Genomic DNA, 13,335 nt, shown 5'->3' with positions numbered 1-13,335 from the left:
GAGCAGGAGCAGTCGGAGGGCGAAGAGCCCGAGGGCGATGCCGAGGAAGGTGCCGACTCCGCGTACGAGGACGAGGACGAGGACGAGGACGAGGGCGACGGCGACGGCGACGGCGCAGAGAGGGCGGAAGGCGCGTACGAGGACGAGGAGGACGGGTACGAGGACGAGGGCGAAGAGGGGGCGGAGGACGCATACGAGGACGAGGGCGAGGAGGGGGCTGAGGAGGAAGACGAGCCGGAGGGCGAGGAAGAAGCTCCCAAGAAGAGGAGAGGGCAGAGGCGACACCGTGACTGACGTCGACTTCCGGCAGGGCTCCTACCCCGTCTCCGGTCCTCAGACCACCAACCTCGCCGACATTCTCGAACGCGTTCTGGACAAAGGAATCGTGATCGCCGGGGACATCAAGATCGATCTCCTCGACATCGAACTGCTCACCATTCGGCTCCGCTTGTTCGTGGCATCCGTGGATACCGCGAAGAAGGCCGGAATCGACTGGTGGGAGAACGATCCGGCACTCAGCTCACGGGCTTCGCGCAACGCCTTGAAGGACGAGAACCGTGAATTGCGTGAGCGGCTGAAAGAGCTCGAGTCCGAGGCGTCGGAGAAATCGCTCGATTCCGAGAAGGCGGAGAAATAGCCTCAACGACGGCCACACAGCAACGTCCCGAGTCGGCGAGGAACAAGGAGGTCCGAGTACATGACGGAGCGCGGCCCTGAGCTGTCGGGCGTCAACGCAATCTACGTGTTCGCTGTCTGCCGGAAACCGGACCTTTCGGCCGTGGTCGGGCTGCCAGGGGTCACCGACCAGGCGTCCGTGAGCTCACTGTCGCTGGGGGCGCTGACAGCGATCGTCCAGACGGTTCGGGCGAGCGACTTCACTGACGAGGTCTGGCAGGCGCGCCTGTCGGACCAGCGGGAACTCGAGCGATACGCACGCGCCCACCACGATGTCGTCGCCGCGGTCGCGGCTCGCTGTCCGACAGTTCCCCTGCCGATGGCCACCCTGTACCACGGCGAGGAGAGGGCGCGGGAGGCACTGGCCAAGGAGGCCGATCGGTTCGATGCCGCGCTCAAGCGCATTGCGCACCACGCCGAATGGGGGGTGAAGGTCTTCGTGCCGCCCTGCCCGCAAGACGAGACGGTGCCGACGCCGGTCCGGCACGTCACGCCGACGGAGCGGTCTCGCCCGGCGCCCGGAGCCGGCCTCGCCTACCTGAACCGCAAGCGGGGCGCGCAGGAGCGCCGCGAGCGGATCCAGGACGAGGCCTTGAGGACCGCCGAAGCGGTGGATACCGAAGTCCGGGGTCTCGCCACCGCGTCCCGTAGGTTGCGGCCGCACGCCCAGCCTTCCGGGGAACACCGGGTCCAGGTCCTCAACGCGACGTATTTGGTGTCAGCACGCCGCGCTGAGGAACTGGCCGTGCTGACACGGACATTGCGGGAACGCACCGGGGTGGATATCGAGCTGTCCGGGCCGTGGGTGCCCTACTCATTCGTTGGCGAGGTGTAGACCGTGACGCACGACGTGGTGCCCTGGGATGCCCCCGGGCCCCTCAGCGGACCCATCGGGGTACCGCTCGTCGATCTGTTGGACCGTGTTCTGGCAACCGGCGTGGTGATCAGTGGGGATCTGGTCATCGCCATCGCTGACGTCCCGTTGGTGCGGCTCTCCCTTCACGCGCTGCTGTCGTCCGTCAACGAGCGCGTACCGGCTCCCTGGGCGGACGGCGGCCCGCTGTGAGCGGCTCCCGACTCGACCTGGACTCCGAGCAGATGGGGCGCGATCTGGTAGCGCTGGTACTCACTGTGGTCGAACTCCTCCGGCAGTTGATGGAGCGCCAGGCGATTCGCCGTGTTGAGCAAGGTGACCTCAGCGATGAGCAGGTTGACGAGATCGGGACCACGCTGATGTTGCTCGACCAGCGGATGGCGGAACTGTGCGAGCAGCACGGAGTGCGTCCGGAGGATCTCAATCTCGACCTCGGCCCGCTCGGAAGTCTTTTGCCCAGAGGCTGAAGAACGTTGATCCAGCTCTACTCGATCAGCGACGGTCCTCACCGTGCCTGCCGCGGGGCCGCGTGAAAACTCCATCGGATCGCAGGGCCTTTCCTGAACTGGTCCGCGATGTTCCGGGTACTCGCCGCCTCACCAACTACCGGAACGAGTCTCGGTGCTTTGGCCTCAGCAGGAAAAGAGGGGGAGGTGATCGGTCTGAGGGGGAAAGAAGCAGATCAGCCGCCGGGCAGCTCCCCCGTTTGCCCGAGCAGGTGATCGAGAACGTGAAGGCCGACGTGGCCCAGATCAAGGAGAGTACCCACCGATGAGCAACCCGTCAGACGATGAGCAGACTGCCGCCACTCCCGGAGAGCTGCGGGAGCAGGTCGAGCAGACCCGCGCCGAGCTGGGGGAGACGGTCCAGGCGCCGGCCGACAAGGCCGATGTCAAGGCCCGGGCCAAGGAGAAGGGTTCTGAGGTCAAAGAGAAGACCGCCGAGGTCGCGGAGCAGGCGGTGGCCAAGGCGGAGGAGCTGAAGGATAAGGCGGCCAGGACCGCGCACTCGGTCCGGGACAAGCTGCCCGACCCGGTCAAGGACAAGGCCGCCCAGGCCGCTGTGCAGGTTCGCGACAAGGCCGCACAGGCCGGGAGTGTGTGGGAGGAGAGGGCTCCCGAATCGGTACGGCAACATGCGGCTGAGGGCGCGCGCATGGCACGGAACAACCGCAAGTTGTTGCTCGGAGTCGCAGTTGCAGCGGTGATCGTGTGGTGGGTGGTCCGTCCCGGGAAGGGATGAGCGCCGGATGACGCCGGTGGGCTGCCACGCGTCACGAGCCCATCCGCGTCGTCGCTCAGCGGCTTCCGTACCCGGCCGCTGAGCCGTCCGGCTGGCCGAGTAGGTCCTGGCCCAGTCAGGTCCGTATCCCGCCGCACACCGTTTCGCCGGGGACGAGAGCCCGGATGCGGGGGCGACGCAGGCCGTCGTTGTCCCAACGATCAGCGCCTGGGTCCGGATGGTGTCAGGGCCCACCTCCGGGTGCCCCTGCTCGGGTCAGGTCAAACAAGTACATCGGCGGATCACCGACCGCACGGGAGCAGCAGGTTGGTGCGCGTCGTCGGCGGGCAGCCGGCCTGCCGGGGAGCCTCGGATTCCCATCACGGCGGCGTCCGGCGGCCGCCCAGTTCGGTGCCACTGGCTGTGAGCGGAGGCACGCGTCAACACTGATCTCCACGATCTTTGAAATCGTGCCGTCCTTCGCCGACCGGAGTCGCCCGCGGCCCTGGGCGACCGGGATCGCGGCCGCCGACGCCCTGCCGCTGTGGCTGCGTGGTCGGAATCTTGGGCGTGCTCGGCCTGTTCCGGACCAGCCCTGAACGCCTTGCCCCTCAGGGCATCAGCCTCGTCCGGACCCGGCGTCTTCGGCCAGGGATATGTGCGCAGTGACGCGTTTGCCGGCCGGTTCCACGTGGACCTGGAACTCCCGGGCGACGGCCAACACGATCTCCAGGCCGTGCTGACCGATTCGGTGTGGATCGACGGCGCAGGCGACGGGCCGGGCGCGGCGGCTGTCTCGCACGGTCACCTCCACGGCGGCTTCCGCGATGCGCAATTCCATGTGTATGGGCCCTGGGGCGTATTTGCTGGCGTTGGTGACCAGTTCGCTGACCACCAGTTGGGTCAGGTCCATCACGCGGGCGGAGACGACGACGTCCTGATCTGCCTGGGCACGGGTGAGGAAGTCTGCCGCGAAGTGACGTGCTTCGGCGATGCAGGAGTTGCCTCCGGCCAATGGGACAGCGGTGGCTGTGGGGCGAGTGTTCGGCGGCCCCGCACAGCCCTTACCAGACGACTCCATTTTGCCCACCTTCATTCCTGTTGTCCGCACATGTACCCCGGGTGGCACAGAAGATGCTGCTCCTGCTCACACGCATCCGCTGTTCGGCATACCGCCCTGTAGCGTCGGGACTGGGTGGGGTACACGCTCCGTCCTCGGCGGCCCGGCGAGCGCATTCGAGGACACGGTGACAGACGTACAGTCGGCGCAGACCGGCTATTTCTCCGTGAACCACTCCGCCGTCGGCGGTGTGCGGGTCGTCACGGTGTGCGGCGAGTTGGATCACCTGGTACGTGAGCGTCTCGACGAGGCGCTGAACCAGTCGGCCAACAGCAGTCGGTGCTGCGCGTGATGCAACTCATCGGCATCGATGAGCTCATTCCCTGCCACCCCACCATGTTCCAAGCGATGGAGGGATGACCTCGCAGGATGGCGCGTGCATGGCGAGAGCACTCGGGGGTTCGGCACCCTACGAGAGGCCGTGGAACGGTGAGCGGCTGCCTCACTCCCGGCCCGGCCTGCGAAAAGGCCAGGACCTCGTAGTACGTCAGCGCCTCCGCCCGGTCGGCCGGCTCGCCAAGCGCACGGACCGTGACCAGGTCGTCCCTGGACGCGCCGCGCGGGATTTCGGCGAGCCGGCGGTGGCGTCCTCGACTGACTCCGGGCGGGCTGTCCAGCGTTCATTCAGAAGGAGGCCCTGGTCGGGTCCATGCTGCCGCGGCCGCCTGCGAGGTGGGCTGGATGGAGAAGACCCGTTCCAGACCGACCAGGCGGAAGGTCCGGATGACGTCGTCCGGTACCGCGGTCAGAACGACGGACGCCCCGGCTGCCAGCGCGTGGTTGCGGGCGGCGATGAGAACCGTGATGCCGGTGGAATCGCAGAAGGTGAGCCGGTCGAGGTCGATGACGAGTTGCTGACCGGGGGAGAGGGCGAGGTGAGGGAGCACAGTGCGGACGTCCGGCGCGCTGTGATGGTCCAGGACGCCGGCCAGTTCGATCACCGGGCCGGCCGGTGTGGTGCGGGTGCGGACGGTCAGTTCGTGGTTCACATCTGCTCTTCGCTGCTGTGTCGGGGCACGTTGAAGGCCAGGACTGCGGTGTCGTCGTCCACGCCGGTGCCGAAGGTGTCGAGCAGGTCCCGGATCGCGGCTACGGTGTCGCGGGCGGTGGTGGGTGCCAGCTCCTGGGCGAACTCCAGCAGGGCTTCGTCGCCGTAGCGTCCGTCGGCGCCGACGGAGTGGGCTTCGGTGAGACCGTCGGTGTGCAGGAACAGCGTGTCGCCGGGGTCGAGGCGGACGCTGGTGGTGGCGATGTCGGCATCGGGCAGGACGCCGATCAGCTGGCCGCCGGGGGTCGGCAGGTAGTCGGCATGGCCGTCGGAGCGCATCAGCAGGGCCGGTGGGTGGCCGCCGCTGGCCAGGGTGACCTGAAAGCCGCCCTCGTCTCCGTCCGGGGTGAGCAGGCCGAAGATGACGGTACAAAAACGCGGGTCCTGGCCGTTGTACTCGTGATTCAAGACAGTGTTGAGATTGGCGAGCACGGCCGCGGGGTCGGGGTCGTACACGGCCGCCGCGCGCAGTGTGTAGCGCGCGAGGGAGGTGACGGCCGCGGCGGCCGCGCCCTTGCCGCAGACGTCGCCCAGGAAGAATCCCCAGGTGCCGGAGGCGAGGGGGAACAAGTCGTAGAAGTCACCGCCGACCTCGTCGGCGGAAGCGACGTGGTAGTACGCGGCGACGTCCAGGCCGGGCACGTCCACCAGGGTGGGGGGCAGCAGCGTCTTCTGCAGGGTGGCGTTCAGTCGTTTCAGACGTTCACGTTCCCGGTCCGATTCCTGACGGGCACGCAAGAGCTCGGCCTCGTACGTACGCCGGTCCCGGGCATCGAAGACGGTGGTGCGGATCAGCAGCGGCTGTCCGTCACTGCCTGTGCGAATGATGGAGGTCACCAGAACCGGCAGCCGGTCGCCGTCAGCGGTCTTGAGTTCCAGGGCGATGCCGCTGATCGTGCCCTGCATGCGCAGCAGCGGGCCGAAATGGGTCTCGTGGTAGAGCCGGCCGCCGACGGTCAGCAGATCGGAGAAGTCCCTCCGGCCGACCAGGTCGCTGCTTTCGTAGCCGAGCCAGTCCAGCAGAGTCCGGTTGATCTTCGCGATGCGGCCGTCGAGCGTCGTGGAGAGGTAGCCGCATGGCGCGTGTTCGTACAGGTCCTCCGCACTGTCCTCCAGCAGCGCGGAGAACATGGCCTGCTCGTCACCCGGCTGGGAATCCGGGGGCGAACCCCCGCTCTTCCCGTTGCCGTCGGTTCTGCACATCAAAGGCCCGCACCGGCGAAGGCCGCGATCGCGGCAGCGGTTTCCTCGGGGGCGGCGAGCTGCGGACAGTGCCCGGTGGCGTTCAGCGTGATCAGGCTGCTGCCGGGAATCCGCGCCTGTACGAAGGCGCCCACCTCCGGCGGTGCGATCGCGTCCCTGGAGCACTGCGCCACCAGGGTCGGCACCCGCACATGGGCCAGGGACTCGCGATTGTCGGACAAGAATGTCACCCGGGCGAAGACCCGGGCGATATCCGGATCGGTGCGGCAGAAGCTGTTGGTCAGCTCCTCACCCAGCTCCGGACGCTCGGGATTGCCCGTGATCACCGGTGCCATGGCACGCGACCAGCCCAGATAGTTGGAGTCCAGGGACTCCAGAAGCTCCTCTATGTCCGCGGCGCTGAACCCGCCCCGATAGCCGGATACCGGATCGTCGATGAAGCAGGGAGAAGGGGCGAGCAGAAGCAGACCGCTGAACGCACCCGGCTCCTGTGTCGCGGCCACCACTCCCATCATGGCGCTCACCGAGTGTCCGACGAACGTCACGGGACCCAGCGCGAGCTCGTGACAGATCTCCAGCACGTCCTCGGCATAGCCGTCGACGGTGGAGTAGCGCCGCTCGCTCCACGATGCCAGATCGGAGTTCCCTGCCCCCACATGGTCGAAAAGCACCACCGTGAAATCGGGCTCCAGCAGCGGTACCACCAGCCGCCACATGTTCTGGTCACACCCGAATCCGTGCGCGAGCATCACAATGGGGCCACCCGTCCGGCCGGTCACCCTTACATGGTTCCTGCTCCGCACGTCCATGCTGACCATCCTCGCAGACTGCCCCGGGGTGCCGACCGAACATTGTGGAGAAGATCGCCCACCTCCATGGCAAGGTCCGCCGCCAGCAGCTGGACCACGCGCACAAGACCGCGCTCGGCCTGGTCCGCGCGCACGAAGACCTCAAGATCCGCAACATGAGCCGGGCCCCCGCAGCCAGGCCCGACCCCGGCCGGGCGGGCGCGTTCCTGCCCAACGGGGCCGCCGCCAAGGCCGGGCTCAACAAGTCGATCAGCGATGCCGGTTGGGGGGTGTTCCTGACGATCCTGCACGCCAAGGCTGAAAGCGCCGGACGGGAAGTGATCGCCGTGGACCCCCGCAACACTCCCCCAGACTCCGTCCGGGGGCACCCCCACCCGCACCTGCCCCCACTGCGGGCACACCGCCAAGGAGAACCGGCCCACACAGGAAAAGTTCCACTGCATCGCCTGCGGACATATTGCGCACGCCGACACCGTGGCAGCCACCAACGTTCTACGGGCCGGGCTGGTCCGTCGCAACGCCGACCCGGCGTAACGAGAAGCCCCCGGCTCCAGCCGGGGGAGGAGTCACCAGTGGTTGTCACAGGACGCGTACTGGGCCCTCGGTCGCTCGTGGTGGCTCTGCGACGTCCATATCGCTCCCTCCGTACGCGGCGAAGGCCTGGGCACAGCTTTGGTGGCCGCCGTCAAAGACCACCTCGCCCCGTACGGGCTGCGCCGCATTCTGCTTGCCACGGCGGATGCCCACGCTGTCTACGCCGAAGTAGGCTTCGCACCGCTTGAAAAGCCGGAGAGGTGGATGACGCTCGGCGAGCAGTGAGTCGTTCCGCGCCCGGTCTGATGTGAGGCTGCCGAACTGACCGTGTGTGCGGACGCGTGCGTGTCTTGTCGCCGCCTCGGAGTCTTTGGGGGTCTTGACCTCGCATACGGGGGTGCCCGTCAGCCATGAAAGCGACAAGCTGGGAAATTGCCCTGCCGGAGAATGCTTGACCGAAGCGGTGAGCGGGCCCGTTTCTCTCAAGGAGACGGTGGGCCGTGCCGTGTCTCTTCCGGCGACCGGGCTGATCCGGCCGACGAACTCCGAGAGCCTTGATGCGGCTGGGGATTCATGGAGGGCCGCGCCGATAAACTGCAGGCGTGCCGATCGGCCGGGGTATCGGCCACGAATCGTCGCCGTTGATGGTCAGGTGAATGCCCGGGCAGTGGCGGCAACTACCAGTAGTGCCGTCGTCCGCCGACCTCATGTCCTATGGCTCCCAGAATCCACAGCAGAATTCCGATCGCGACCAGGATGACCCCGATGGTCCAAAGAATTCCAATACCCGCGACGAGGCCGACAACGAGCAGAATGACTCCGAGGATGATCATGGCTTCCTCCGATGACGGGACGTCGTCTGCGGGCGTCCCCATCCTTTGTCACGGGTCCCCGTCCTAGCGCGGGACAAACGAGTCTTCGGCCCCTCTTTGATGGAACGAGTTCTCGCCGGCCTGGTCGTCACGGCCGTATACGTCCGGCTGATTGCGGTGTCGGTCAAGGGCGGGCGGGATCGGCGACGAGGCGTCGGCAGCCACGGTCTGCCTATGCCGCGGGATTCGCTCCTACGGCCTGTCGATAGGCCACGTGACCGCCCAGCGCACCGCTCACAGCGACGGCTGCCAAGCCGCCCAACGACCACAGCTTGCCCTTCGTCGGGTGATGGCGGAGCCGCGCGGTCAGGGACGCGGCGTAGAAAGCCACTGCGGCCACGTTCGAGACCGCGTGGGCCAGTCCGACCCGGGCCTGTTCGGGCGGCAGGTCCGCCCAGTCGGCCCAGCCCGCGACCGCTGCCGGGGCGACCCCGGCCAAGCCGACGGCCGTGAGGGTCGTAGGCGCATGTCCTCCTCCTGGCACGATGTCCAGTACGGCGGCTGACAGCCAGCAACCGATCGGGACCTGTACCAGAAGGGGATGGACAGGGTGGCCCATCGGCCGGCCGCGCAACAGTGCGCGTACCTCACCCAGCGGGAGAGAGCGGATTCCGCGCTGGAGAACCCGGATCGCCGGATCCGCAACCGTCGACCGTTCCATGCGGTCCAGGGTCGTCAGCCACCATGTCGACGCCGGGTGCAGGGAGGCGGTCGTCCTGCTCTGCGTGGAGGTGTCGAAGGCGTGTGTGTTCATGTACAACGGTTACCCGCCATCGCGCTGCTGTCTCACCACGGCCTCGACTGCACCCGAACGGTCTGCTTCCCAACGGTGGAGTCATGGCCGGTACGTTCACGGCGGCGCATGAGCAGGTCAAATGCGCTCGTCCGGACGAGGTCGGCCCTTGGCCCGCAGGGTCACATTCCGAGCGGACCGGTGAGTCTCTCGGCGGTCGGGTGAAGACCGCGAGCAAAGGGCTGTCCCGTAATCCCCGGTGGATCAGCGCGCGGCGTCAGATGCTGGGGGCCCCTCCCACGCCTTTCGGGCCGTGGGGGAGCATCGCAAGGCGGAGGGTCGTCCTCATACTGGGCGTATTCGGGCGATCCGACAACGCGGCGTGGGGGTCCCCCCTGCTCGAAGAGCTTGGGGGAGTGCCGTAGCTGTCGTCGTGCGCCCGCCGGGGATTACGGGACAGCCCTAAGGCATCGCTCCGCGAGCCCAAGTCGGCGTCGCCGCCTTCGGACGGCTGAGGTGGTGTGCGGGCCGTGGCGGGACGGATCGGTTCGCTGCGGTTGCGGACCGAGTGGTCATGGTCGTGGTGTTCGTGATCATCGTGGCTGCGGTGGGCGTGATCACCGTGGTGATGGCGGCCGCTCGCGTTCCCGTCGCTGTGATGGGGGTGGCCGTGATGCGGCTTGTCGCGCGGGGCCGCGGTGAGGACCTCGCCACCCACGTCCTGTCCGCCTGGAAGCGGCGGCTCACTGCGCTGCGCATCCCATTCGGGGCGGACAACCGATGTCCGAGTGAGTCAGCTTTCACGGCTCGACAGAACTTCCTTGACCTTGGCGATGGCGAAGCCCCAGCCCTGTGACACGGTCGGCTTGCCCGGCACGGCCACCTCCTGCGGGTTGGTCAGCACGTCGAGCACGACCGGTCCCGGTGTGTCGAATGCCCGGCGCACGCTGCCGTGGAGTTCGGCAGGGTCGGTCACCCGGATTCCGGTGAACCCGAGAGCGGTGGCGACCGCGGCGAAGTCGGGGTTGTCGAGTTCCGTACCGAACTCGGACAGGCCCGCTTGTTCCTGTTCCAGCTTGACCATGCCGAGGCGGCGGTTGTCGAAGACGACGAGCTTCACCGGCAGCTCGTACGTCTTGATGGTCATGAGGTCCCCCAGCAGCATGCTCAGCCCACCGTCGCCGCAGAAGGCGACGATCTGGCGGTCCGGCGCCCAGAGTTGTGCCCCGAGGGCCTGTGGCATGGCGTTGGCCATGGAGCCGAGGTTGTAGGACCCGATCAGGCGCCGGGTGCCGCTCATGGTGACGAAACGGGAGAGCCAGACGGTGGCCATGCCGGTGTCGGAGGTGAAGACGGCGTCCTGGTCGGCGAAGGTGTCGACCGCGGCAGCCAGCGCTTCAGGGCGGATCTCGTGGTCGCGGTTGTCGAGCGCCGCACGCAGTTTCCCGGTCCAGCGGTGATCGTGGGCGGGGCGCGCCAGGCGCTGCTGTCCTTCCTGCCAGTGGGTGAACCGGTCGCGAGCATCGTCCAGGTGGGCACGGTCGGGCGTCGCCTTCAGCAGCGGGAGCAGGCCGCGCAGCGTGGCTCCGACGTCGCCGGTGAGACCCACTGTCAAGGGGACCCTGCGGCCCAGATGCTCCTCACGGGCATCGACCTGTACGACTTTGCAGTCCTTGGGATACCAGTCGCGGTAGGGGAAGTCGGTGCCCAGCATGAGGAGTGCGTCGCCGCTGTCGAGCGCGTGGGCGGCGGCGGGATTTCCGATGAGGCCGGTCTGGCCGACCTGGAAGGCGTTGTCTTCCTCGAAGCCTTCCTTGGCTTTGAGGGTGAGCACCATGGGCGCTGCGAGCAGCTCGGCGGTGCGGAGCACTTCGGCCCGGGCGTCACGTGCGCCGCGGCCGACGAGCAGGGTCACCCGGGAGGCGCTGTTCAGGAGTTCGGCCGCCTCGGCGAGCGCGGGGTCATCGGGCCGGGTCACCGCGCGGCCGAGAGCAAAACGCGTCGGCCGGTCCTCGTTCAGTTCCTGGTCGCCCAGATCACCGGGGACTGTCAGTACGGCCACACCGCTCTGGCTGACGGCCACGCGTACGGCCGATTCGAGCATGCGCGGCATCTGCTCCGGAGAGGTGACGGTGGCGCGGTATACGGCCACGTCGCGGAAGAGCAGGTCGTTGTCCACTTCCTGGAAGTACTCGCTGCCGATCTCGGCGAGGGGCACCTGACCACAGATCGCAAGGACCGGCGTCCGGCTCTTGGCGGCGTCGTAGAGTCCGTTGAGGAGGTGTACGGAGCCCGGTCCCACGGTTCCCATGCACACTCCGAGGGTGCCCGAGAGCTGCGACTGGGCCCCGGCGGCGAAGGCGGCGGCCTCTTCGTGCCGGCAGCCCACCCAACTCAGCTCGTCCGTGGTGCGGATGGCGTCGGTCAGCGGGTTCAAGGCGTCTCCGACGACTCCGAAGACGTGCCTTACGCCAAGTTCCTTGAGTGCCTCGACGATCACTTGGGCGACAGTGCGTGCCACAGGTATGTCCTTTGCTCCGGTGGGGCCCCATGGCGCCGGGGCCCCGGTCAGGGGGTGAAGCGGTCCGGGTCGGCCGCCTGCCAGTCGGTTGCCCAGTTGTCCGGGACCGACGCGAGCAGTTGTCCGGGCGTGAGCCATGTGTGGAGTTCGGCGTAGGAACGGACGGTGTTCGGGTCCACCCGCTGGAGCAGCATGTGGGGGCGCAGGCCTCGCGGATCGTCGACGCCCATCGCCGCCATGATCTGGAGGGCACTCTTCACCGTCGCCTGCTGATAGCGGTGAACGCGCCGGGACTTGTCGTCGACGTCGACGGCGCGGCCGCGGCGTTCGTCCTGCGTGGCGACTCCGACCGGGCAGGTGTTGGTGTGACAGCGCTGCGCCTGGATGCATCCGATCGCGAACATCATGGCGCGGGCGGAGTTGGTGTAGTCGGCGCCCTGGAGCAGACGCTTCACCAGGTCACTGCCGGTGGCGACCTTGCCGCTGGCGCCGACGCGGATCTGATCCCGCAGCCCGACGCCGACGAGGGCGTTGTGCACGGTCATCAGTCCTTCGCCGAGCGGCAGCCCTACGTTGTCGGCGAACTCGAGGGGCGCCGCGCCCGTTCCGCCCTCGGCGCCGTCGACGATGATGAAGTCCGGCGCGGTGCCTTCGGCCAGCATTGCCTTGCACACGGCGAGGAATTCACGGCGCGAACCGACGCACAGCTTGAACCCGACGGGTTTGCCGCCGGCCAGTTCACGCATCCGGCCCAGGAAACGCACAAGTTCGCGGGGCGTGCCGTACACGCGATGGAAGGGTGGCGAGATGACCGTCTCTCCCTGCGGAACGCCGCGGACCCGGGCGATCTCCGCGTTCACCTTGGCAGCGGGAAGCACCCCGCCGATGCCCGGCTTGGCTCCTTGGCTGATCTTCAATGACACGCATTTGACCTGCTCATGTGCTGCCTTGTCGGCGAACTGCCGCTCGTCGAAGCCCCCGTCGTCCGTCCGGCAGCCGAAGTAGCCGGTGCCTATCTCCCAGACGAGATCGCCGCCCGGCTGCAGGTGGTACTCGGACAGGCCGCCCTCGCCGGTGTCGTGGGCGAAGCCGCCGAGCTGGGCTCCTGTGTTGAGGGCAAGCACGGCATTGGCCGACAGAGAGCCGAAGCTCATCGCCGAGACGTTGAGCAGAGCCATGTCGTAGGGATGCCTGCAGTCCGGGCCGCCGATCCGGACCCGGGGTGGGCCGTCGGGCACGGCTCTGGGGGCCATGGACGGGGTGAGGTATTCACTGCCCGCCTGGTAGAGGTCGAGTTCCGTGCCGAACGGCTCCTCGGCGGCGGTTCCCTTGGCCCGCTCGTAGACGATGCTGCGGGTGTCGCGGTCGAAGGGACGGCCGTCGTAGTTCCGCTCGATGAAGTACTGCTGGAGTTCCGGCCGAAGTGCCTCCAGCGCGAAGCGAAGATGTCCCAGCAGCGGATAGTTCCGCAGCACTGAATGCCGCCGTTGAACGAGGTCGTGCACGGCCACCACCACTGCCAGGAGCAGGGGGACGGCCGCACCCCAGTACCAGGGGGAGACGAGGGCAGCGGCAACCAGACCGCACACGGTCAGCAGGGCGAGGAGGGCGACCAGACATTTCTTCAGCACCACACTCTTGTGTCCCCGAGCCGGGTCACTAATCGCGAGTGCGGGACTGACCGATCCTGGTCACTGCAAGGAAGTCGAGGTCGAGTCGGTGTCC

15 protein-coding genes and 2 pseudogenes are annotated in these 13,335 nt (G+C 67.6%); 9 read left to right on the top strand and 8 right to left on the bottom strand.

The annotated features are described in order from the left end of the window. The 6 genes from N4G66_RS30945 to N4G66_RS30920 all read left to right on the top strand — a co-directional run. The coding region (locus N4G66_RS30945; protein WP_261707554.1) for a hypothetical protein at positions 1 to 294 on the top strand (294 nt) is incomplete at its 5' end. Continuing rightward, positions 287 to 637, top strand: coding sequence for a gas vesicle protein (locus tag N4G66_RS30940; protein ID WP_261707553.1), 351 nt, complete (start codon positions 287 to 289; stop codon positions 635 to 637). The genes N4G66_RS30945 and N4G66_RS30940, both read left to right, overlap by 8 nt. Positions 638 to 697: 60 nt before the next feature. Then, on the top strand, positions 698 to 1,510 hold the full coding sequence (locus N4G66_RS30935; protein WP_261707552.1) for a GvpL/GvpF family gas vesicle protein: 813 nt from the start codon (positions 698 to 700) through the stop codon (positions 1,508 to 1,510). A gap of 3 nt (positions 1,511 to 1,513) precedes the next feature. Further along, a complete protein-coding gene (locus N4G66_RS30930) occupies positions 1,514 to 1,741 on the top strand; it encodes a gas vesicle protein (protein WP_261707551.1) in 228 nt (75 codons plus the stop codon). Then, the gene (locus tag N4G66_RS30925) at positions 1,738 to 2,016 is read left to right on the top strand and encodes a gas vesicle protein K (RefSeq protein WP_261707550.1); all 279 of its coding nucleotides are present in this window, start codon (positions 1,738 to 1,740) and stop codon (positions 2,014 to 2,016) included. Before N4G66_RS30930 ends, N4G66_RS30925 begins: the two co-directional genes overlap by 4 nt. A gap of 304 nt (positions 2,017 to 2,320) precedes the next feature. Next, positions 2,321 to 2,791, top strand: coding sequence for a DUF3618 domain-containing protein (locus tag N4G66_RS30920; RefSeq protein WP_261707549.1), 471 nt, complete (start codon positions 2,321 to 2,323; stop codon positions 2,789 to 2,791). A 598-nt stretch (positions 2,792 to 3,389) separates the two neighbouring features. On the opposite strand, the gene N4G66_RS30915 is transcribed toward N4G66_RS30920, so the two are convergent. After that, the gene (locus N4G66_RS30915; RefSeq protein ID WP_315903714.1) at positions 3,390 to 3,785 is read right to left on the bottom strand and encodes an ATP-binding protein; all 396 of its coding nucleotides are present in this window, start codon (positions 3,783 to 3,785) and stop codon (positions 3,390 to 3,392) included. A gap of 232 nt (positions 3,786 to 4,017) precedes the next feature. On the opposite strand from N4G66_RS30915, the gene N4G66_RS30910 reads away from it, so the two are divergent. Beyond that, positions 4,018 to 4,182, top strand: a complete 165-nt coding sequence (locus N4G66_RS30910; protein WP_261707548.1) for a hypothetical protein — start codon at positions 4,018 to 4,020, stop codon at positions 4,180 to 4,182. 328 nt (positions 4,183 to 4,510) lie between these two features. On the opposite strand, the gene N4G66_RS30905 is transcribed toward N4G66_RS30910, so the two are convergent. The 3 genes from N4G66_RS30905 to N4G66_RS30895 are packed head-to-tail and all read right to left on the bottom strand — an operon-like array spanning position 4,511 to position 6,950. Beyond that, positions 4,511 to 4,879, bottom strand: coding sequence for an STAS domain-containing protein (locus N4G66_RS30905; RefSeq protein ID WP_261707547.1), 369 nt, complete (start codon positions 4,877 to 4,879; stop codon positions 4,511 to 4,513). Then, positions 4,876 to 6,141, bottom strand: a complete 1,266-nt coding sequence (locus tag N4G66_RS30900; RefSeq protein ID WP_261707546.1) for a PP2C family protein-serine/threonine phosphatase — start codon at positions 6,139 to 6,141, stop codon at positions 4,876 to 4,878. Before N4G66_RS30900 ends, N4G66_RS30905 begins: the two co-directional genes overlap by 4 nt. Then, entirely contained in the window at positions 6,141 to 6,950 is an 810-nt protein-coding gene (locus N4G66_RS30895) for an alpha/beta fold hydrolase (RefSeq protein ID WP_261707545.1), read from the bottom strand. The genes N4G66_RS30900 and N4G66_RS30895 overlap by 1 nt, the downstream gene beginning before the upstream one ends. A 44-nt stretch (positions 6,951 to 6,994) precedes the next feature. On the opposite strand from N4G66_RS30895, the pseudogene N4G66_RS30890 reads away from it, so the two are divergent. Further along, positions 6,995 to 7,484, top strand: a pseudogene (locus N4G66_RS30890) (RNA-guided endonuclease InsQ/TnpB family protein); the annotation flags it as partial. 27 nt (positions 7,485 to 7,511) lie between these two features. Then, positions 7,512 to 7,769: pseudogene (locus tag N4G66_RS30885) on the top strand (GNAT family N-acetyltransferase); the annotation flags it as partial. A gap of 392 nt (positions 7,770 to 8,161) precedes the next feature. Here N4G66_RS30885 and N4G66_RS30880 read toward each other — a convergent pair. The 4 genes from N4G66_RS30880 to N4G66_RS30865 all read right to left on the bottom strand — a co-directional run bounded on the left by N4G66_RS30880 (position 8,162) and on the right by N4G66_RS30865 (position 13,241). Beyond that, entirely contained in the window at positions 8,162 to 8,317 is a 156-nt protein-coding gene (locus tag N4G66_RS30880; protein WP_261707562.1) for a DUF6131 family protein, read from the bottom strand. Positions 8,318 to 8,528: 211 nt separating this feature from the next. Beyond that, positions 8,529 to 9,110, bottom strand: coding sequence for a DUF2231 domain-containing protein (locus N4G66_RS30875; protein ID WP_261707544.1), 582 nt, complete (start codon positions 9,108 to 9,110; stop codon positions 8,529 to 8,531). Positions 9,111 to 9,882: 772 nt separating this feature from the next. Next, positions 9,883 to 11,610: a thiamine pyrophosphate-dependent enzyme gene (locus tag N4G66_RS30870; protein ID WP_261707543.1), complete on the bottom strand. Its 1,728-nt coding sequence runs from the start codon at positions 11,608 to 11,610 to the stop codon at positions 9,883 to 9,885. Positions 11,611 to 11,657: 47 nt separating this feature from the next. Then, positions 11,658 to 13,241 (bottom strand): FMN-binding glutamate synthase family protein, encoded by a 1,584-nt coding sequence (locus N4G66_RS30865; protein ID WP_391858913.1) that lies wholly within the window; start codon positions 13,239 to 13,241, stop codon positions 11,658 to 11,660. Between the last annotated feature and the right edge of the window lie 94 nt (positions 13,242 to 13,335).

Source organism: Streptomyces rhizosphaerihabitans (genome assembly GCF_025399795.1).
Classification (GTDB): domain Bacteria; phylum Actinomycetota; class Actinomycetes; order Streptomycetales; family Streptomycetaceae; genus Streptomyces; species Streptomyces rhizosphaerihabitans.
Note: the sequence above shows the minus strand (reverse complement) of the source record. Positions and strands in the feature narration are given on the sequence as shown.